Source organism: Aquimarina sp. Aq107, assembly GCF_943733665.1.
Lineage (GTDB): Bacteria > Bacteroidota > Bacteroidia > Flavobacteriales > Flavobacteriaceae > Aquimarina.
This window is the reverse complement of sequence record NZ_OX030782.1, coordinates 4162906-4183260: the sequence shown is the minus strand read 5'-3', so window position 1 is coordinate 4183260 and position 20355 is coordinate 4162906. Positions and strand designations below refer to the sequence as shown.

Genomic DNA, 20355 nt, shown 5'->3' with positions numbered 1-20355 from the left:
TATTAATATTTTGAAAAATTTATAATTTGTTGCGAGTATTCACTTAATAGTAGACTTAAAGAATTTAGGGTTCCCTCTAACTCATTTAAATCTAAATTTTCTAATTGTAATGTATCTCTAAAGATTACTTTTTCTCCAGTTTCATCCAGAACAAAAGCTCCGTGAACGATGTCCCTGTTTTTTTGAAGTAAGCTACGATACACCAATTCGTTTTTGTTTTTTATATTGAAAATATGTTGTTCAATAATCAAAATTGGTAATGCTACGCCAATAATTAGATTTTTAATTCCTTCATTTTCTTTACTGATCATAATAATTCCATCTCCACTGTTTTCATGAATGATGTTAAAATTAAGTTTCAATAAGTAATCTTTCACCAATTGGAAGTGATCTTGCATGTGATGGTTGTTTTGATTGATTATTAGTAATTTATTTCTTGTTTCTGACCTTATATCAATATTACAAAAAGTACGATAACTTTTCTACTATATCGACGGCTAAATTGACAATGTATTGCACTGCGGATATCATGGGTATGTTATTTTTTATGATTAATGAATTAGTTATTTGCTAAAATTTTTAGTATGTTTTTTGATTTTGCCCAAAATCAATACACTTATTAAAAGTATTTCTACTAAAATTAGCATTTATTAAATATATTAGCTAATATTGTTAGTGTAAAAGTACAATAAATTTTTATAATTGCAAATAAAATTAGCAAAAATGTCATTTTTTGGAAAAAATATTAAAAAAATTAGAAGTGTAAAAAGTTTAAGTCAACAAGCTTTTGCGGAGCTATTTGACCTGAAAAGAGGGACTTTAGGGGCTTATGAAGAAGGTAGGAGTGAACCAAAGATAGATACGATTATTAAGATAGCTAATTATTTTAGCATCGAAATAGATAAGTTGTTAACTAGCGAACTGACCGTAAATGAACTTTTAAAATTCAAGGGAGATCTTACTACATATGCAGAAGATGTAAAACGTGAACAGTTTGCGTTAATTCCTTGTATCACTGAAGGTACATCTGGAGAGTATATATCCTTATATAATAAAGACAATTTTATAAAAGAGCTTCCTACTATTCAATTACCAGTAAATCCGGCTAAGGTTTTTAGAGGGTATACCGTATTGAATTTAGAAATGACCAATCACGATCAAGGGTTTTATCCAAAAGATATAGTAATTGGAGAAAAAGTACCCTCAGATGTTATTAAGAAATTGAATAACGGAACTCTGGTAGTAGCTTTAACGGATACGAAATTAATTTTTAGAAGATTATATATTACTAAAAATAGCGTAGTGTTACGAGCGGATCATAAAAATATTGAAGATGATGAGTATCCAATTACTGAAATAAAAGAAATGTGGAGAGTACGTTATGTATTTTGTAAACGTATTCCGGAGTTTGCGGATGGTATGGAAGGTAAGTTGCAAATGATAGAACAAGAATTATTTAGAATGAAAGAAAAGCTAGGATAATTATTATATCAATATTATATAAAAAGAGGAGCAGCCGCTCCTCTTTTTTGTTTTAGAATCTAATTGTAAAAATAGACTTATTCGACTGGTTTTTGACCCGATTGGACAGATTCTACTTTATAATAAAGTGGTGTGAATCTACATTTGTCTCATCATCAATCAAAAAACGAATAGTTGTGGAATTAAAAAAAACACTAATAATTATTATGCTCATTATGATAAAACAGATGAGTGCGCAGAACATAATATCAGGAAGTGTTACAGATCAAAATCAAGAATCTTTGGTTTTTGCAAATGTTATTCTTTATCAAGATAAAGCAGACACAGCAATTTCTGCAATGGCAACCAGTGATCAAGGGAAGTATATTTTCGAAAACATAAAAGAAGGTAACTATCGAATCGAAGTATCCATGCTTGGTTATGATACTAAAGTTTCTGAAACTTTTAGTCTTAATAACGAATGGAAAGATGTAACAATGAACTTTATATTACAATCAGAACAGTTGGATGAGGTATTGATCACTTATAAAAAACCAATAATTAAGCAGACTGCGGAAAAACTAATTGTAGATATCGAAAAATCTGAAATGATTAATACTAATTTACAAGATGTAATGAAAAAGGTTCCTGGAATTATCGTTACTAATGGGAATATTAATTATGGAGGTCAAGGAAATGTTAGAATATTGATCAATGGAAAAACAACAGATTATATGGATGTTTCTTCTCTTTTAAGAGAGATGCCAGCAGATAATATAGCGAGAGTAGAACTTATTCAACAACCAGGTGCAGAATATGATGCCGAAGGATCAGGACCTATTATTAATATTATTTTAAAGAAGAATGTTAAGTTAGGTACACACGGGAATATAAAAAGTACGATTGGTTATGTAGATGATCTTACTTACGGAACTAGTGCGTCTATAGCTAGTTATAAAAACAAACTAAATTGGCAAGCAAGTGCTGGTTATAATAGATCATCATGGAGAGAGGATTTAATCATATCGAGACAAGTTTTGGATGAAACTTATAACCAAACATCAATTTCTCCATATGACCCAGAGACTTTTAGGATTAGTGGAGGTTTTGATTACTATCTAAATGAGAAAAATACAATTGGGGTAAATACAAATAGAATCCAATCTTTATCTGATCGAATCACCAAAAACAACACTACAATCACTGACGGAGTTTCATCTATAATACTGTTAACAGATAATAGTTATGAAAGAGATAGGGTCACATATACTCTAAATCCATATTATGAATATGATGATACAAAGAATAAGGTAGCTTTAGACTTTAATTATATCGATTACAATTTTGAGAACGAGAATAATTTGTTCAAAGTTGAAGAAAGTCCCGTGGCGTATGATGATCAACGATATTTTCAAAATGCAGATTATGAAATTCTTACTTATCAAGGAGATTATAAACGAACGCAAAACGATAATTTTAGCTGGGGAGTAGGAGCAAAGTATTCACAGGTAAACTCTGATAGTGATTTACAATCTTTTACCCAAAATGATGAGGGAGAGTTTGAGAATAACGAAGATCAAACCAATCAATTTCTGATTGATGAAAGTATTCTAGCGGTATATTCAAAATTTAATGCAAAGTATAATAAGTGGTCATTTTCTGGTGGTGTCCGCTGGGAAGAAAGTGATACCAAAGGAACTTCCATTACACAAAACGAAACAAGATCAAGAAAAATTTCTAAGTTATTCCCTAGTGTTAGTTTAGGTAGAGAAATTACTGAAACATTTGGAGTCAATGCATCTTATAGTTATAGAATACAAAGACCATCTTACAGTTCTCTAAACTCATTTGTATATTATTATGATCCTTTTACGTTTGAAGAGGGTAACCCAAACCTGAAACCTTCGTTTACGAATAATTTTCGTTTTAATCTTACCTATGATGACCAACCATTTTTTAGTGTGAGTTATGGACAGACGACAGATGCTTTGTTTGAGATAATAACCCAAAATGATGCTTCAGCAGAAACTTCACGTTCTGTAATTAATTTGGCAGAGAATAATAATTTTACAGCGAGTCTATTTGGACCATTAGATTTCGTTAAAGGTTTAGATGGGTATACTGGAATAATCGTTAATTATAACGAGTATAGATCAGAAGGATTGATTCCATCTCTAGACTTATCACAATGGAGTTTAACATGGTATACAAGTGCAGAATATCAATTACCATGGGGCATCAATTCTGAAGTCTCCGGATATTATTCTACAGGAGGATTAGAAGGGCAAATCGAATATAAATGGATTGCAGGAATTGATGTGGCGATAAGCAAGAAATTTATGAATGATCGATTAAAGGTTAGCTTAGAATTTGAAGAAATCTTGAATAGAAAATTCTTAGGTACTATTAATTATGATAATGTAAATGCTAGCATAGTAAATGATTGGCCAAGGCAAAATATATTTCTTCAACTTAATTACAATTTTGGATCAAAGTTTAACAAAAAGAAAAACAGGAATAATATTTCTGAAGATGAACGAGATAGAATAGAAGATAAAAATTAAGGTATATTATGAGAAGTTTACTAAAACGAATATTTGTTGTTGGATTTATAATAAGCTTAATAACAGGTTGTGTCTCTAATAAGAAAAATACTATAGATAGTTATTTAGGGTTTGATATTCCTAAAGATTCTTTGGATGCTTTTATAAAAGCAAAAATGGATGCGCATAATATTAATGGAATTTCCTTTGCTGTCATTAATAATGGAGAAGTAGTATATCATAAAGTTGAAGGATATGCGAATGTCGAAAAAAAGTTGCCAGTAACTAAGCAAACGATTTTTGAAGGAGCTTCGATATCGAAACCAATGTTTGGATTTTTTGTAATGACATTTGTAGAAGAAGGGTTACTTGATCTGGATAAGCCTTTGTATCAATATCTAGAGTATCCAGATATTGCTTATGATGAGCGTTATAAAAAGATTACAGCGAGAATGGCATTGAGTCATCAAACAGGTTTTCAGAATTGGAGAGAGGATGATAAGGATAATACATTAAAAATTCAATTCGAACCGGGAACTGATTATTTTTACTCAGGAGAAGGGTATCAGTACATTACTCAAGTATTAAAACATATATTAGATACAGATGATGATGGATTGGAAAAAGAATTTCAAAAAAGAGTAGGGGATCCAATTGGTTTAAAGCATACAGTTTATATTCAGAATGAGTATACAAGAACTCATAAGGCAGAACCCTATGATGAAAATAATACCCCAGTTGATTGGAAAAATAATTATTGGGTAAAGAAGGAAGATGGTATTTTTTCTGCTCCTGCTTCTATTCATTCTGAATCGATTGATTTTTCTAAATGGATGATCGCTGTAATGAATAAAGAGGTATTGTCTAAAGAAAGTTATAAAGAGCTTCTAAAACCTCATTCTAAAGTTCCTTATGATGATTTTGATGTTAGATATACACTTGGGTTTACAAATATACTATTACCTTTTACTGATATTTATTGTCATGGAGGTAATAATATTGGATTTACAAGTTGGTTTACTTTAGATACAGAAAAAGATTGGGGTTACATATTATTTACTAATTCTGAGTACGGGGAACAGTTAGGTCAAGAGGTTTTTTTTTATATGGTTGCTGATCCGGGAGGAACTAAGCTATATGTTATTATAAGTGTTATCTCTATTTTGCTTATTCTTGTTGTGGTGTTTTTTGCGAAATGGGTGGTAAAACGTGTAAGAAAACGTAAAAAATATGTTAGATAAACTATGAATACCAGATTAAACAAATCGGACTACTTAGTAATTATCATTGTATATGCTGTTACGATCATTTTCAATTGTTTTGATTATTATCGGTCAGAAAATGCTCTTATAGAATATCTCATCGATATTCCTTTGGCAGCAATATTCTCTTTTGCTATCATTTTAATTTTTATGTATTGGCTGATTCCAAGTTATGTTGTAAAGAAAAAAAAATACGTTCATTTTGTGTTTTTTGGGTTGATTATCTTATGTTTTTTTGGCGCTATTGATTTTGTTTCGGGATATTGGACCGGTAATGGAGATTGGAGTAAATTTCCTAAATGGTATGATTTTTTACTTCAAAGTTTTTTTAGGCTTTCTGATGACGCTGGTTTTGTTTTTGGGATTTTGTTAGCTAAAAAATTCTATGAAGGCCAAGCACAGTTTTTTAATGTGCAAAAACAACAAAAAGATAATGAATTAAAGCTATTGAGGTCTCAAATAGATCCTCATTTCTTATTTAATAACTTAAACACACTAGATGCATTAATTGATAGTGATACGATAAAAGCGAAAGAATATATCAATCGTTTATCGCTAATTTATAGATATCTAATCCAGACTAAGGACGCCGAGGTAATGGAACTTTCAGAAGAGATAGCTTTTGCGGAAAACTATATTTTTTTAATAGAAACTAGATTTGGTAATGATTACAATTTTAAGATAAAAAGAGAAACATTACTTAGTGATAAGTTTCTCCCTACAGGATCTATACAGACATTATTAGAAAATGTAGTCAAACATAATAAAGCTGATCATAACGGTCCGATTGATGTAGTTGTAGCTATAGAAAAACAATGGTTGACTGTTATTAATACTAAATCAAAAATTAAATCTTTTGAAGAGTCGTTTGGTACTGGATTAAAGAATCTAAAGTCACGTTATAAATTATTGTCGGATCTAGAGGTTCAGATAATTAATACTGATTCTAAATTCAAAGTGTCAATTCCTATTGTACAATTAAGTAATGAATCTTAAAACTATGCATATTTTAATTCTAGAAGATGAAATTCCTGCATATCAAAAATTGATATCACATTTGGAAGCTTTTTTTGGAGAATCTATTTCACATGATTGGTCTCGTTCTGTTTCTGAAGGAGAAAAGTTTTTGGAAGAGAATATCTATGATTTTATATTATCAGATATTCAATTGTTAGATGGGATATCATTTGATTTATTTAATAAAACAAAAATAGAAAGTCCAATAATTTTTTGTTCAGCACATGATGAATACTTGTTTCAGGCATTTAATACTAACGGGATAGCTTATATCCTAAAACCATATTCGCAGTTTGATTTTAAAAAAGCACTAGAAAAATACCAGTCCTTATTTAAGCAAGGTGGGTATAATGTTTTAGATGATACTACGATTAATGTATTGAGATCAGCGATTCAGTTTGGACAAAATGAATATAAAAAGAGGTTCGTTATAAAACGTACTAAAGGTATTCAGTTGTTAAATGTTGTCGATATAAGTTTGATAGCAGCTTCTGGAGATTTTTGTGTAGCCACTGATTCATCAGGTAAAACTCACCCGATTTTAGAAAAAATAGGAGTTTTAACTGATCAGATAAACCCTAAAAAGTTTTTTAGGATTAATAGAAGTCAAATAGTGCATATAGAATATATAGAAACAATAGAGAATCATTTTAAAAATAGATTATTGATACAGCTAAAAGGCGTTAAAGAACGTGTGATGACGAGTTCTTCGACTACTTCCGAGTTTAGAAAATGGATCGAACAATAATATAAAAAAATAGATTTTAGCCTAAGTTTTGCCTTGTAAATTATAAATTTCTCCTAATTAGAATGTTGCTGATTTTTTTTTTGATATCTTCAATCGTTATTAAGCGTATTAAGCTTATTTGTTAAAATTATTGCAACTTTATTTCAATGGATACAATTTTTGATGCGATCAGATCACAGAATTTAGAAAGTGTTCGAAGCTTTCTTGCCAATGATGGCAGTTTGGTTAATACAAAAGATCAAAGAGGATCTACTCCTCTCTTGTTGTCTACATATTACGGTTTTCTAGATATTGTTAAACTTATTATTAGTTATAGCCCAAATATAAATGAACAAGATGCTTCCGGAAATACTGCTTTAATGGGTGTTTGTTTTAAAGGACATTATGAGATTGCAGAACTATTAATTTCTTCAGGTGCTGATGTTAATATTAAAAGTTACAATGATGCCACTGCTTTAATATTTGCAGCAACTTTTGGTCAGAAAGAAATTATAAAATTGCTGATTAAAAATGGAGCAGATATAAGTATTAAAGATAATAATGGGTATACTGCAGCGATGCACGCTGAAAATCAAGGGATTGATTTTTCAGAATTGTCTAATGTAATTTAGTGCTTATTAATCCAAGTGTACATAATATAAAATCCGTAAATATTCGTTCTACCGATATAAAAAGACGTTTATTAATGTCTTCACTCACTGTTTCTACTTTTCAGTCGTTTCTTAAAGATAGTATTGGAGATGAGGTGTTAATAATAAATACAAATGTTGGTATGGAGATTTATTATTATTCTGTAAATGATTATGGTAATTTTATAAAAGAAAGTGCACTTCTGTATACTCTAAAGCATATTGATAACACAAAATTGAAATTTAGAAATTCGGTTACCTCTGAGGAGGTCAAGAAAAATTTTACGGAAGCAATTATTACTTTTGCTAAGTATCCTCAGATGTTTTTGGCATATGCAAAGAAGTTTATTCGACTTAGGAATACTAATACAGGAAGTGAGTACGTAATGCCTATTTTGGATGATTTTTTTGAAGATGCTATGAGGTTATTGGCAGAAACTGGAAAGGTTCCACATTACGAGAAAATTCAAAAAGCAAAAAATAAACCTCAGGAACTAGATGCAAATCAAAAAGTGATATATGATCTAATTTCTGAGATTTTATTAAAGAAACATAGAAATTAAACTATGTTTTTAGAATTCTGCATTTAATGGAGTCCTAGGATAAGGGATTACATCACGAATATTACCCATTCCAGTAACAAATAATACAAGTCTTTCGAAACCTAGTCCGAAACCACTGTGTTTACAAGTTCCAAAACGACGTGTGTCTAAATACCACCATAATTCTTCTTCAGGGATATTGAGAGCGGCCATTTTTTGTTTAAGCACATCAAGTCTTTCTTCACGCTGAGAACCTCCTACGATCTCTCCAATTCCTGGGAATAAAATATCCATTGCTCTTACTGTCTTACCGTCTTCGTTAAGTCTCATATAAAAAGATTTAATATCAGCCGGGTAATCAAATAATATTACTGGACATTTAAAATGTTTTTCAACTAAAAAACGTTCATGTTCACTTTGTAAATCTGCACCCCATTCGTTAATTGGAAATTTAAATTTCTTTTTCTTATTAGGTTTAGAATTTTTTAATATTTCAATAGCTTCAGTATAACTAACTCGCTTAAAATTATTCTCCAAAACAAATTTTAACTTATCTCTAAGTAGCATTTCTGCTCTTTCTGCTTGAGGTTTTTGTTTATCTTCCTTAGCAAGTCTGTCTTCTAAAAATTCAAGATCATCCTGACAGTTATCTAATACAAATTGAATAACATATTTTATAAAATCTTCTGCTAGATCCATATTACCATCTAGGTCACAAAAAGCAACCTCTGGTTCTACCATCCAAAATTCTGCAAGATGACGAGAAGTGTTAGAATTTTCTGCTCTAAATGTAGGTCCAAAGGTGTACACCTGTCCTAATCCCATTGCATAAGTTTCAGCTTCTAATTGACCAGATACCGTAAGGTTTGTCTCTCCTCCAAAGAAATCTTGTTTGTAATCTACTTCACCATTTTCATCTTTTGGGATGTTGTTAAGATCAAGGTTCGTTACTTTAAAAGCTTCTCCTGCGCCTTCTGCATCACTTTTAGTAATTACAGGAGTATGTACATAATAGAAGTCATTTTTTTGAAAATACTCGTGTATAGCGAACGATAGTTTCGATCGCAAACGCATAATTGCTCCAAATGTATTGGTACGAACCCTAAGATGAGCTTGTTCTCTTAATTTTTCTAAACTATGACGTTTAGGAGAAAGAATAGTTAGCTTTAATTCTTCAGAATCAGCTTCACCTTCAATTTCAATACTTGTAGCTTTTATTTCTACACGTTGCCCCTTACCTTCACTTTCGGTTAACGTACCAGTAATTGAAAGAGCAGCACCGATATTTATTTTTTCTATAATCGAAGCATCTATCGTATTATCTTCAATTACACATTGAATATTTTTAATTGTTGATCCGTCATTTATCGCTATAAAACGATCATTACGAAAAGAACGAACCCATCCTTTTACACAGACAGGCTGCAATAGCTTATCACTTTGTAGTACGTCTATTACTTTAGTATGTTTCATCAATCTTATTTTTTGTATGTTTTACATCTACCGGATGTAATACGAAATCAATATTATTTATTTAATAATACTGTTGCGTTACTTTTTATTTCTATAAATTTTTAGGGAACTACCTAAACTTGAATTTATTCCAGATTGTCCTTTGAAAAATTCAAGGTAGCAAAGATAAATTTTTAATCGAATTGATGCATAGTCTTACTCTTCAAAAAATACTTAAATTCTATAGATCTTGAATTTCATTTTTTTGTGATAACAAAAATAGAGTGATTTTAAGCGATTATATAATCCGACGGTTTTTTCTAGATGAATTCTATGTAAAAACCGTAAAAGCATAGTTTTTTGGGGAAAAAATAGTTTTTTTTGTTGCTTTTTTTAAAAAGAAGGTGAAAAATTCTTACAAAATAATTTTTTTTAAGTATTTAGTTACAAGGTAATTATGGTTTTTTAATCCAATTTTGGATTACAAAAAAAAAGTTAAACCTTTGTTTATTTTATCGAAAGGGGGAATTCCCCCCCATGAATGGGTTTCAAAATACAAAAAGGGGATGTATATTGCATATGCAATTATGACGATTGTGTTTACGTTAAGTTTAGTTCGATAGGTTTTGGGGTAATCTATCTTACACGGAGTCTCGCTAGTTTACTAGTGAGACTTCTTTTTTTAGATTAAATTATAGCTATATTATTGTTCTTCTTCTTCAAGAAGTTCTTCATCACTTGCGATAATTTTTAAAGCAGGCTCTTTTAAGGTTTTCTTATTTGCTATACTTCGCTCTAAAGAAAGTAATAAAGAAGGGAGTAGTAAAAGATTGGCCAACATTGCAAAAAGTAATGTAGCAGATACCAATCCTCCAAGTGCTTTAGTTCCACCGAAACTTGAGATCATAAATACCGAAAACCCAAAGAATAAAACTGTAGATGTATAAAACATGCTAACACCTGTTTCTTTTAAAGCTGCGAAAACAGATTTACGAATTCTCCAATGGTTAGATTTTAATTCTTGTCTGTATTTAGCTAAGAAATGAATTGTATCATCTACAGAGATACCAAAAGCGATACTAAAAACTAATATTGTAGATGGTTTTATTGGTACTCCTAAAAACCCCATTAAACCAGCTGTCATAAGTAATGGTAGAAGGTTTGGGATCAGGGAGATAATGATCATTTTAAATGATCTAAACATCCATGCCATAAAGAGTGCAATCAAAACAATTGCTAATCCTAATGAAAAGATAAGATTCCAAACTAAATAGGTGGTTCCTTTTTGAAATATTAGGGCTTTACCAGTAAATGTAACTTCATATCTATCTTTTGGGAATAGTTTTTCTAGTTTTGGTGCTAAGTTAGCCTCTATTCTTTCCATTTCTTCGGTTCCAACGTCTTTCATGAATGTGGTGATTCTAGCGTATTGTCCTGTTGAATCTACATAGCTGTTCATAGCTCCAGCTTCGGATTCAAAGCTTTTGGCGTAAGGCAGAATAAAATTTCGTTCTTGACTTGTTGGTAATTGATAGTATTTTGGATTTCCATTATAATAAGTCTGCTTAGCGTATTTTACTAAATTGACTATTGATATAGGTTTGGATAATTCTGGTGTTTCTTCAATCAATTCACTCAGTTGCTCCATTCTACGTAAGGTTGGTAATTTTAGAACCCCTTGCTTACGTTTTGTATTGATTAATATTTCTAATGGCATAATACCATCAAATTCATCTTCGAAAAATTGGATATCTTGGAAAAACCCGGCCGATTTAGGCATGTCTTCTAGTAAACTTCCAGAAACTTTAATTGTGTAAATACCTATTATACTGGCTATAAGGATAATTAAAGAGGTTGTGTATATAGTGATTCTTCGATTTTTAACAGCGTGTTCCATCCAGTTTACCAGTCGTTCTACCCATCGTTTACCAAGATGCTTTAAATGCCTTTCTTTTGGTTGAGGCATATAACTGTAAATAATTGTTATTACTAATAAACATAATATGAATAGTGCAACAATGTTTAACGCTGCGACAATACCAAACTCCTTTAGTAGTTTGCTCTCTGTTAGAGCAAAGGTAGCAAAACCAGCAGCTGTAGTAACGTTGGTCATTAGAGTAGCATTCCCGACTTTAGTAATAACACGTTGTAATGATTTAGCCTTGTTTCCGTGTTTTTTTATTTCTTGTTGATACTTATTTATTAAAAAAATACAATTAGGAATTCCAATAACGATCACAAGAGGAGGAATAATGGCAGTAAGAACGGTTATCTCATACTCTAATAAGCCTAATAGACCAAACGCCCACATAACACCTATGATAACTGCTGTCATCGAAATAAAAGTGGCTCTAAATGATCTAAAAAAGAAAAAGAAGATTAAGGAGGTAACTAATAACGCCGCTAAAATGAATATTTGAATCTCATCCATGATGTTTTGAGAATTCATAGTTCTTATGTATGGCATTCCAGAGACTTTTACATCCATATTGAATTTTTCTTCAAATTCTTTGATTTTTGGATTTAAAGTGTTTTCAATAAACTTTTTTCGAACAATTGTATTAACAATATCTTTATTTAAATAAATAGCACTCTGTATGGTGTTTGATTTGTTGCTGTAGATTAAGCCTTCATAAAAAGGTAATTTGTTAAAGAGTTCGTGCTGATAAGCAGAGACTTTTTCATCTGTATAAATGCTATCTTTTATAAAAGATACTAGCTCGAACCTAGCTGGATTATCTTTCTTTTTAAGGGTTTTTAGGTCGCTTACAGAAATTACTAGGTCAATCTCGCTATATTGTTTGAATGAATTATTAAAATCATTCCAGGCCTTTAATTTTGTTGGTGTAAATAAAGAACTGTCATTTACGGCCATAACAATAAGATTACCTTCGTCACCAAATTTCTCTAGAAATTCTTGATACTTTATGTTTACCTCATGATCATCTGGAAGAAGATTTGCTTCTGTAAAAGAAAATCGCATGTTTTTCCATTGAAAACCTAGAAAAACTGTAATTCCAATAATAATTATAAATATAGCTGCTCTATTACGGAGTATAATTCCAGCCAATGTATTCCAAAACCCGAAAGTTAATAACTTTGCCATTCTCTATTTTCCTTGTGCAAATGTAAGAATTTGAGGTTTTAATACTTAAAAAATATTCAAAAGAAAATGAATAAATAATAATGAGTTAAAGCTTTAAGTAAAAAGTAAATTTAAAAGCGATATTGTCTTCTAGTTTTGGTAGATGATATGCCCCGTATCTATAGGCAAAACTTAATCCAAAGCCGGCAAAAAGTTTATTTAGTTCGAATCCAGATTCTTGATACCCTTGTTGTAGGGAATTAAAATTAACTCCTTGGTGTTTATCTTGGTTACTCACATCTCCAATAGCGTATCGAGTTATCAAAACCATTTCTGGTTTTAGCCAACTAGCTATTTTAAAAGGTCTTAATCGATGTCTGACCTGTAGTGTAGCTAATCTATCGCTAAAAAACTCACTAAAATACATGGTTTCAAAACTTCTTCGTCCTGCAACAGAAAATCTCTGAAAAACAGTTTCTTTTGTTGGGGCATTGGGATATGCGTGATATAAATGTGTTAACGGGATATCCCCGCTAGCAATGTCAGCTTCAAGAAGTAAGCTTGTGCTCGATTGATTAAGACGGTTAATAACGTACTCCGCTTTAACTCCGATTTTACTATAGTTAAAATCACTATCAAATACGCCTTTGTACCCTTGGGTATATTGAGCTGTTATTTTTGGATAACCATCTTGTATTTCTTTAAATCCATTTGGCGTTTTTAAGAATTTACTAAATGGACTCCATCTAAGTGCAATTGTGGATTCTGCAGTTTTATAGCTGGAGAAGGAATTACCATTATTAAGATATGTATAACCTCCCGTTTGATCTATGTTACTTACAGAAAATTGAGTTTCGGATAATAATTTAGGTAAAATTCTATGTTGTAAACTTGTGCTCCAGGTTCTGTGTTTATAATAAAAATCAATATTTACTAAGCGTGGTTCAAATAAAGAATAAACACGTCTGTCGGTCAGATAAAAGAAGCTTCCAACTTCTTTAAGGTCGTCTGTGTAATTTACGTTCAACCAAGATCCTGAATCCTTGTTGAGTAGAGCGCCTCCACCAAGACCGAATTTAAACCTTCCATCTCGAAATCCATAAACTAAGTATCCTTCGGTGCGGAATCGTTTAGAAAACTTTTCATTGGTTAAACCTCCGATTCCTAAACGTAAACCTTCAAAGTTATTGTATTTTATAGGATAGGTTAAGTCAAAGTCAAAAAAACCAACAGGATAATACCCAATATTAAAACTTTGAATAACATCTATTCTTCTTTCAATATTTTGAGCTTGAACAATGCTGTCTACTATAGAAAAAGAATTTAGATCTTTTGCTGTAATAGCACTTGTTCGATATTGATTCCAATAATCGTCATTTCTGGTAGTAGCTTCAGGATCTATTTCTATAGCAGATTGTTGTAGTTTGATTTTGACATCTTTTCTTGTGTTATAATCAAAGAAATCTGTTTTCGAAATTAAAAAATCATTATTGCCTGTAAAACTTTTCTTGTCATTCCCTAATCTACCAACAGATATTTGTCCACCAAATAAAGTTACTTTCTGTTTTCCGATCCCAGGTCTTATGGTAACTTCTTGGTCTAGTGGAAACCATAATTTTTCTTTTGAATCATATTTAAAATCATGATTAACTAAAACATTAAGTTCTCCTCTTAGTTCTGCTACTGCTTTCTGGATAGCAAGTGTTTCCATGTCCAAGTATAAAACACCCTCTAAACTGGCGATTCTTTTAGATCTTCTTGGTTGAAAGAGAATTACATATGCAGGCCTTTTTCCTTGGGTAGTATCTAAAACTTTATAATAATAGTTTTTAAGAGCTCTATTAGATAAAGGTCCGGCATATCTATTATTAAAGATCACATAATTTTCTTTATACAGCGAATTGGACTGAATTTTAATTCCTAGAACATTATAAACAGGTTTGTTAAAACCTGTCATTCTCGAAGCAAGAACGGTTTCTTTTTCATCACGCCCCTTATTAAATTCGTGTAAACTTACTTTTTCTGAAAGAAAAGAATGCGCGTCATTAAAGATTCGTTCCATATCTACTTTTGTAGTGTCTGGAGTTTCAAATGTAGCCTGATTATCTTCAGTGATTTTAAATTTATTATAAGTTTTGTAACTATAACTTTTTAATGCTTTGTTAGGGTTGTTTTTTGCTTTGTTTGATATAGCTTGTTTGATAATATTAGAAGCAACACTTCCAGGAATATCAAGTTTTACTGCTGCTAGATTTTCTGATTTAGGTGAAAGCTGTATTTCGACCTTAACGATATCCTCGGATTTAATGGAGAAGTTCTTAGTTGCATACCCTATGTAACTAACGGTTAGGTTTATTGGGTAGCTTTCGCATCGTATTACGAATTCTCCAGTTGATGAAGTTAGTGCATATGAATTATGATCCGTTTTTACCGTAGCAAACGGTAAGGCTTGGTTGGTGCTTTGATCAATTACTTTTCCGGTAATGCTAATTTGAGATAGTACAACAAAATGAGTAAAAAATAATAAACAGAAGAGTTTGTTTTGCATTATCCGATTTGATTCATGGTAATTGAAGGTATACAAAAGTGTTTTATTCTTAAAACACTTTTGTATACTATTGTTTTTTGAAAAAGTATTATACCGTCATAATTTCCTTTTCCTTAACTGATAACATTTCATCAATCTTTTTGATATAACTGTCAGTTAATTGTTGAATATCTGATTCGGCGTTTTTAGCCATATCTTCAGATAAACCATCTTTTTCTAATTTTTTAATATCATTGTTGGCGTTTTTACGATCATTACGCACACCAACTTTAGAATCTTCTGCTTCTGCTTTTGCTTGTTTTACTAAATCTCTACGACGTTCTTCGGTTAGAGGTGGTACACTAATAATCACGCTTTCTCCATTATTCATAGGATTAAAACCAAGATTAGCCATCAAAATTGCTTTTTCGATTTCTTGAATTAAAGATTTTTCGAATGGTTGGATCGTAATTGTTCTTGCATCAGGAGTATTTACATTTCCTACCTGGTTTAATGGCGTAGGATTTCCATAATACTCAACCATAACACCGCTAAGCATTGCTGGTGATGCTTTTCCTGCTCTTATGACAATTAGTTGTTTTTCTAAATGGGCTATAGCACCCTGCATAGATTCCTTAGTTGAATCCAGAATAAAATCTACTTCTTCGTTCATCGTAATATAATTCTTTTCTTTTTTTAGTTGATCAAAAAACGAGCCACCTTTTATTTTGTTATAGGTTTACCTTTGTTCCGATAGATTCTCCAGAAATAACTTTTAATAAATTTCCTGTTTTGTTCATGTCAAAAACTATGATAGGTAATTCATTTTCCTGGCTTAACGTAAAAGCGGTTGTATCCATAACTTTAAGTCCTTTGCTTAAAACATCATCAAATGTAATAAAATCAAATTTAGTGGCTTGAGAATCTTTTTCAGGATCAGCAGTGTAGATTCCATCTACTCTTGTTCCTTTAAGAATAACATCGGCATTAATTTCTATAGCTCTTAATACTGCTGCAGAATCTGTGGTAAAATATGGGTTACCAGTTCCTCCGCCAAATATTACAACTCTTCCTTTTTCCAAATGTCTAATCGCTCTTCTTTTGATGAACGGCTCGGCTACTTCATTAATTTTTATTGCAGATTGTAGTCTGGTTGGAATTTCGGCATCTTCTAAAGCGCTTTGTAATGCTAATCCATTAATTACAGTTGCAAGCATTCCCATATGATCAGCCTGTACTCTGTCCATACCTTTGCTAGCCCCCGCAACACCTCTAAAAATATTACCGCCTCCTATAACAATGGCAACTTCTACACCTCTGTCTGTTATTTTTTTGATTTCGTTAGCATACTCTGCCAGTCTTTTCGGATCGATTCCGTATTGACGTTCTCCCATCAGGGCTTCTCCTGATAATTTTAGTAATATTCTGTTGTATTTCATCATTTGCTTGAACTGTGATGCAAATATAATGATATTCTTAATTTAGAAAATACTTTACCAAGTAAAGGTAAATCTAAAAACAAAAGCTTTAAAATATTATAAATATCGAATGACTAATAAAAAAGGGTTCTTTTCCCCTGACGCCCCTATTGATTGGTCTTTAAGAATGTCATAGGTTTGCCAAAGGAAAACATAACAGAGGGAGATGAGGAATATTTTTGAAATAGTGAAGAAGCGTTTTTTGAACTTACAAATTCACGAAAGTGTAATTTGTATTCTAGACTGATTGGGGAGTTAGTCTTTTTTGGGGTAGCATTTTGGAGGGGTCCAAAATGTTAAAGAAAATGTTTCGGAAACTACTAGAAAGTATTTCGAAAAATGACGAAAAAACCGCTTCGATTGAAGCGGTTTTTGATTTTTAAAACAGGAAATTTAATTCTTGCTTTTATGATATTTGTTATAAAGAGATTCTTTCAAAACCTACTACAGAAACATCACCTAATGTTTTTACGTAGTCTCCAACAGTTTTCTTTTCATCTTTAATGAAATTTTGATCAAGAAGACATTGCTCTTGATCAAGAGTAGTGTTGTCAGAAATAAATCTTTCTAATTTACCTGGAAGAATTCTATCCCAAATTTGCTCTGGTTTTCCTTCTGCTTTAAGTTCAGCTTTAAGTTTTTCTTCAGCTTCAGCTATTACTTGATCAGATAATTGAGATCTTGAAATGAACTGAGGAACATTTTTCAATGTTTTACCAAGTCTACCAAGTTCTATATTTTCTTTCTCTATAGCAGCGATTCTTGCTTGAGTTTCTGATGCTACAAATTCTGGATCAAAATCTTTATAAGATAATGTAGTTGCACCCATAGAAGCAACCTGCATAGAAATATCTTTAGCTAGAGCTTCTGCGGAATCAATGCTGGAAGATAATCCTGTAAGAGCACCAATTTTATTACCGTGGATATAAGACCCCACAAAAGGAGCTTCTAAAACTTTAAAGTCTCCAATTTCGATTTTTTCACCGATTACACCTGTCTGTTCGATAAGTTTGTCCTGAACACTCATTCCGTTAAAATCAGCAGCTAATAATTCTTCTTTAGAAGAACTGTTAAGAGCTAATTCTGCTAATTCTTTTGCTAAAGAAACAAAAGAGTCGTTTTTACCAACGAAATCAGTTTCACAGTTAAGAGAAACAATTACACCTTTGTTTTTAGCTTCATTAACTTTTGCGATAACTGCTCCTTCAGAAGATTCTCTGTCAGCTCTTTTATCCGCTATTTTTTGTCCTTTTTCTCTAAGGATTTTTATTGCTTTGTCAAAATCTCCATCAGCTTCAACAAGTGCTTTTTTACAATCCATCATTCCGGCACCTGTAGCTTTACGTAATTTACTTACTTCTGCGGCTGTAATTTTTGCCATATCTTTTAAATATTTAATGTGTTTGTGTAAAAAACAAGTCGCTTAGTTTTTACTACTGTGAAAGTAAAGAACTAAACGACTCATTAATTTATATTAAAGTTAAGTTTTGTAACTTATTCTTTAATAATATGATTCTTAATGATTGAAAGCAATCAATGAATGTTTATTCTTCTTCTTGCTTGGCTGCTTCAGCTACTGCTGGAGCTTCCTCAACTTTAGCTGGAGCCTCTACAGCTGGTGCTGCTGGAGTTTCAGCTTTAGCAGGTGCCTTTTTTTCAGCTTTAGCTGGAGCATCTGCTTTAGGAGCTTCTTTAGAAGCTTTTCTTTCACTTAATCCTTCGATAATCGCATCACTTACATAAGTCATTACTTTGTCGATTGATTTAGAAGCATCATCATTTGCAGGGATTACATACTGAACCTGACGTGGGTCAGAGTTTGTATCTACCATTGCGAAAATAGGAATGTTTAATTTCTGAGCTTCTTTTACTGCGATGTGCTCACGAGTAATATCTACAACAAATAACGCACCAGGTAGACGAGTCATATCAGAGATAGAACCTAAGTTCTTTTCTAATTTAGCTCTTAAACGATCTACTTGTAAACGCTCTTTCTTAGATAAAGTGTTGAAAGTACCATCTTTTTTCATTCTATCAATAGCAGCCATTTTCTTTACGGCTTTACGGATAGTAACGAAATTAGTAAGCATTCCACCAGGCCATCTTTCTGTGATGTATGGTTGATTAGCTTTAGCTGCTTTTTCAGCAACGATTTCTTTTGCTTGTTTCTTGGTAGCAACAAAAAGGATTTTTCTACCAGAAGCTGCGATTTTCTTTAAAGCTTCACTAGCTTCATCAATTTTTGCAGCAGTTTTATATAGGTTAATGATGTGAATTCCATTACGCTCCATATAAATGTACGGTGCCATGTTAGGATCCCATCTTCTTGTCAGGTGACCAAAATGTACACCTGCATCAAGTAAGTCTTTTACTTCGATATTGTTTGCCATTTTTGTAATAGTTTACGTTCTGTTGAATTAGCAATACTCAAGTGGCTATCATTTTGATACGGCCTTGAGTATTTAGATGCTAAACTAACTCCCTAATAATAGGGGATAACAACAAATACTGTTTTAATAAATTAACGTTTAGAGAACTGGAATTTCTTACGAGCTTTCTTCTGTCCGAATTTCTTACGCTCTACCATTCTTGGGTCTCTTGTCAATAAACCTTCTGGTTTAAGGACTGTTCTGTTCTCTTGATCTAACTCGCACATTGCTCTGGATATCGCAAGACGAATTGCTTCAGCTTGTCCTGTAATACCACCTCCGTATACATTTACGTTTACATCGAACTTTTCCTCATTGTCTGTTAAGGCAAAAGGTTGGTTCACTTTGTATTGTAATGTAGCAGTAGGGAAGTAATCGTTAAGATCTTTTTTGTTGATCGTAACTTTTCCAGAACCTTCTTTAAGGTAAACTCGAGCTACAGCCGTTTTTCTACGGCCAATTTTGTGAATAACTTCCATTACTTAAATTCTTTTAAGTTAATAGTTTTCGGTTGCTGAGCTTCTTGATTGTGAGTTGCTCCAGCATGTACCTTTAAATTACGGAATAAAGCTGCTCCTAATTTGTTTTTAGGTAACATTCCTTTTACCGCTTTTTCGATTAAACGCTCTGGGTTTTTGTCAAATAACTCCTGAGCAGTAAGACTTCTTTGCCCTCCAGGGTAACCAGTATGACGGATATACGATTTATCAGTCCACTTTTTTCCTGTTAAGTTGATTTTTTCGGCATTTGTAATAATTACATTATCACCGCAATCAACATGTGGGGTAAAGTTAGGCTTATGCTTTCCTCTTAATAGTATTGCTACTACAGAAGATAGACGTCCTAAAGTCTGTCCTTCAGCATCTATATGTAACCATTCCTTAGAAACGGTTGCCTTATTGGCAGATACTGTCTTGTAACTTAATGTGTCCACACTAACTAATTTTACTAATTAAACATTCCTTTCCTATATAAAATAGGGGTGCAAATGTACAATTATATATTTATATAGCAAACAGGTAATTGATATTATTTTATGTCTATGATGCCTTGGTTTTCAGATAGATCAATTATCTGATGAATTTTTGCGTGTTTTAAACTTAAAATATCTTTTTCTTGTTAATTTTTTACTAAATAAAGGCAGTAACTGTGACAAAGATTCATAATTTATGTCCATTATTA

The 20355-nt window shown here is 31.8% G+C and carries 17 protein-coding genes; 7 read left to right on the top strand and 10 right to left on the bottom strand.

The features are described 5' to 3' along the window. Positions 1–2: 2 nt before the first annotated feature. The gene (locus tag NMK29_RS18165; RefSeq protein ID WP_027393404.1) at positions 3–398 is read right to left on the bottom strand and encodes a molecular chaperone Tir; all 396 of its coding nucleotides are present in this window, start codon (positions 396–398) and stop codon (positions 3–5) included. A gap of 325 nt (positions 399–723) precedes the next feature. Between NMK29_RS18165 and NMK29_RS18160 the strand changes: the two genes are divergently transcribed. The 7 genes from NMK29_RS18160 (at position 724) to NMK29_RS18130 (ending at position 8223) form a co-directional block, all read left to right on the top strand. Further along, positions 724–1482 carry a helix-turn-helix domain-containing protein gene (locus NMK29_RS18160; RefSeq protein WP_108802268.1) on the top strand — a complete coding sequence of 253 codons (759 nt, stop codon included), beginning with the start codon at positions 724–726 and terminating at the stop codon, positions 1480–1482. A 176-nt stretch (positions 1483–1658) separates the two neighbouring features. Further along, a complete protein-coding gene (locus tag NMK29_RS18155; RefSeq protein WP_234424218.1) occupies positions 1659–4025 on the top strand; it encodes an outer membrane beta-barrel protein in 2367 nt (788 codons plus the stop codon). Between the two features lie 8 nt (positions 4026–4033). Further along, on the top strand, positions 4034–5245 hold the full coding sequence (locus NMK29_RS18150) for a serine hydrolase (RefSeq protein ID WP_108802267.1): 1212 nt from the start codon (positions 4034–4036) through the stop codon (positions 5243–5245). A gap of 3 nt (positions 5246–5248) precedes the next feature. After that, positions 5249–6262 carry a sensor histidine kinase gene (locus NMK29_RS18145; RefSeq protein WP_108802266.1) on the top strand — a complete coding sequence of 338 codons (1014 nt, stop codon included), beginning with the start codon at positions 5249–5251 and terminating at the stop codon, positions 6260–6262. Positions 6263–6266: 4 nt separating this feature from the next. Beyond that, the gene (locus tag NMK29_RS18140; RefSeq protein ID WP_159092122.1) at positions 6267–7031 is read left to right on the top strand and encodes a LytTR family DNA-binding domain-containing protein; all 765 of its coding nucleotides are present in this window, start codon (positions 6267–6269) and stop codon (positions 7029–7031) included. Between the two features lie 146 nt (positions 7032–7177). Then, positions 7178–7642 carry an ankyrin repeat domain-containing protein gene (locus NMK29_RS18135; RefSeq protein WP_108802264.1) on the top strand — a complete coding sequence of 155 codons (465 nt, stop codon included), beginning with the start codon at positions 7178–7180 and terminating at the stop codon, positions 7640–7642. A 74-nt stretch (positions 7643–7716) separates the two neighbouring features. Then, positions 7717–8223, top strand: coding sequence for a hypothetical protein (locus NMK29_RS18130; protein WP_159092121.1), 507 nt, complete (start codon positions 7717–7719; stop codon positions 8221–8223). 9 nt (positions 8224–8232) lie between these two features. On the opposite strand, the gene asnS is transcribed toward NMK29_RS18130, so the two are convergent. From asnS to rplM, 9 genes are all read right to left on the bottom strand, one after another. Beyond that, positions 8233–9675, bottom strand: a complete 1443-nt coding sequence (gene asnS / locus NMK29_RS18125; protein ID WP_108802262.1) for an asparagine--tRNA ligase — start codon at positions 9673–9675, stop codon at positions 8233–8235. 682 nt (positions 9676–10357) lie between these two features. Then, positions 10358–12760, bottom strand: coding sequence for an RND family transporter (locus tag NMK29_RS18120; protein WP_108802261.1), 2403 nt, complete (start codon positions 12758–12760; stop codon positions 10358–10360). An 85-nt stretch (positions 12761–12845) separates the two neighbouring features. Next, positions 12846–15287 carry a DUF5686 family protein gene (locus NMK29_RS18115; RefSeq protein WP_108802260.1) on the bottom strand — a complete coding sequence of 814 codons (2442 nt, stop codon included), beginning with the start codon at positions 15285–15287 and terminating at the stop codon, positions 12846–12848. Between the two features lie 88 nt (positions 15288–15375). Then, positions 15376–15939 (bottom strand): ribosome recycling factor, encoded by a 564-nt coding sequence (gene frr / locus NMK29_RS18110; RefSeq protein ID WP_108802259.1) that lies wholly within the window; start codon positions 15937–15939, stop codon positions 15376–15378. Positions 15940–15997: 58 nt separating this feature from the next. Then, on the bottom strand, positions 15998–16705 hold the full coding sequence (gene pyrH, locus NMK29_RS18105) for a UMP kinase (RefSeq protein WP_108802258.1): 708 nt from the start codon (positions 16703–16705) through the stop codon (positions 15998–16000). A gap of 457 nt (positions 16706–17162) precedes the next feature. After that, positions 17163–18125 carry a translation elongation factor Ts gene (gene tsf / locus NMK29_RS18100; RefSeq protein WP_108802257.1) on the bottom strand — a complete coding sequence of 321 codons (963 nt, stop codon included), beginning with the start codon at positions 18123–18125 and terminating at the stop codon, positions 17163–17165. A gap of 163 nt (positions 18126–18288) precedes the next feature. Continuing rightward, entirely contained in the window at positions 18289–19134 is an 846-nt protein-coding gene (gene rpsB, locus NMK29_RS18095; protein WP_108802256.1) for a 30S ribosomal protein S2, read from the bottom strand. A 131-nt stretch (positions 19135–19265) separates the two neighbouring features. Beyond that, positions 19266–19652: a 30S ribosomal protein S9 gene (rpsI, locus tag NMK29_RS18090; protein WP_108802255.1), complete on the bottom strand. Its 387-nt coding sequence runs from the start codon at positions 19650–19652 to the stop codon at positions 19266–19268. Then, on the bottom strand, positions 19652–20107 hold the full coding sequence (gene rplM, locus NMK29_RS18085) for a 50S ribosomal protein L13 (protein WP_108802254.1): 456 nt from the start codon (positions 20105–20107) through the stop codon (positions 19652–19654). The genes rpsI and rplM overlap by 1 nt, the downstream gene beginning before the upstream one ends. Positions 20108–20355: the final 248 nt, after the last annotated feature.

Bases quoted from the DNA above. Each gene is read 5' to 3' on its own strand.
- NMK29_RS18165 (WP_027393404.1), bottom strand. From the start codon at position 398: ATGCAAGATCACTTCCAATTGGTGAAAGATTACTTATTGAAACTTAAT.
- NMK29_RS18160 (WP_108802268.1), top strand. From the start codon at position 724: ATGTCATTTTTTGGAAAAAATATTAAAAAAATTAGAAGTGTAAAAAGT.
- NMK29_RS18150 (WP_108802267.1), top strand. From the start codon at position 4,034: ATGAGAAGTTTACTAAAACGAATATTTGTTGTTGGATTTATAATAAGC.
- NMK29_RS18145 (WP_108802266.1), top strand. From the start codon at position 5,249: ATGAATACCAGATTAAACAAATCGGACTACTTAGTAATTATCATTGTA.
- NMK29_RS18140 (WP_159092122.1), top strand. From the start codon at position 6,267: ATGCATATTTTAATTCTAGAAGATGAAATTCCTGCATATCAAAAATTG.
- NMK29_RS18135 (WP_108802264.1), top strand. From the start codon at position 7,178: ATGGATACAATTTTTGATGCGATCAGATCACAGAATTTAGAAAGTGTT.
- NMK29_RS18130 (WP_159092121.1), top strand. From the start codon at position 7,717: ATGTCTTCACTCACTGTTTCTACTTTTCAGTCGTTTCTTAAAGATAGT.
- asnS (WP_108802262.1), bottom strand. From the start codon at position 9,675: ATGAAACATACTAAAGTAATAGACGTACTACAAAGTGATAAGCTATTG.
- NMK29_RS18120 (WP_108802261.1), bottom strand. From the start codon at position 12,760: ATGGCAAAGTTATTAACTTTCGGGTTTTGGAATACATTGGCTGGAATT.
- NMK29_RS18115 (WP_108802260.1), bottom strand. From the start codon at position 15,287: ATGCAAAACAAACTCTTCTGTTTATTATTTTTTACTCATTTTGTTGTA.
- frr (WP_108802259.1), bottom strand. From the start codon at position 15,939: ATGAACGAAGAAGTAGATTTTATTCTGGATTCAACTAAGGAATCTATG.
- pyrH (WP_108802258.1), bottom strand. From the start codon at position 16,705: ATGAAATACAACAGAATATTACTAAAATTATCAGGAGAAGCCCTGATG.
- tsf (WP_108802257.1), bottom strand. From the start codon at position 18,125: ATGGCAAAAATTACAGCCGCAGAAGTAAGTAAATTACGTAAAGCTACA.
- rpsB (WP_108802256.1), bottom strand. From the start codon at position 19,134: ATGGCAAACAATATCGAAGTAAAAGACTTACTTGATGCAGGTGTACAT.
- rpsI (WP_108802255.1), bottom strand. From the start codon at position 19,652: ATGGAAGTTATTCACAAAATTGGCCGTAGAAAAACGGCTGTAGCTCGA.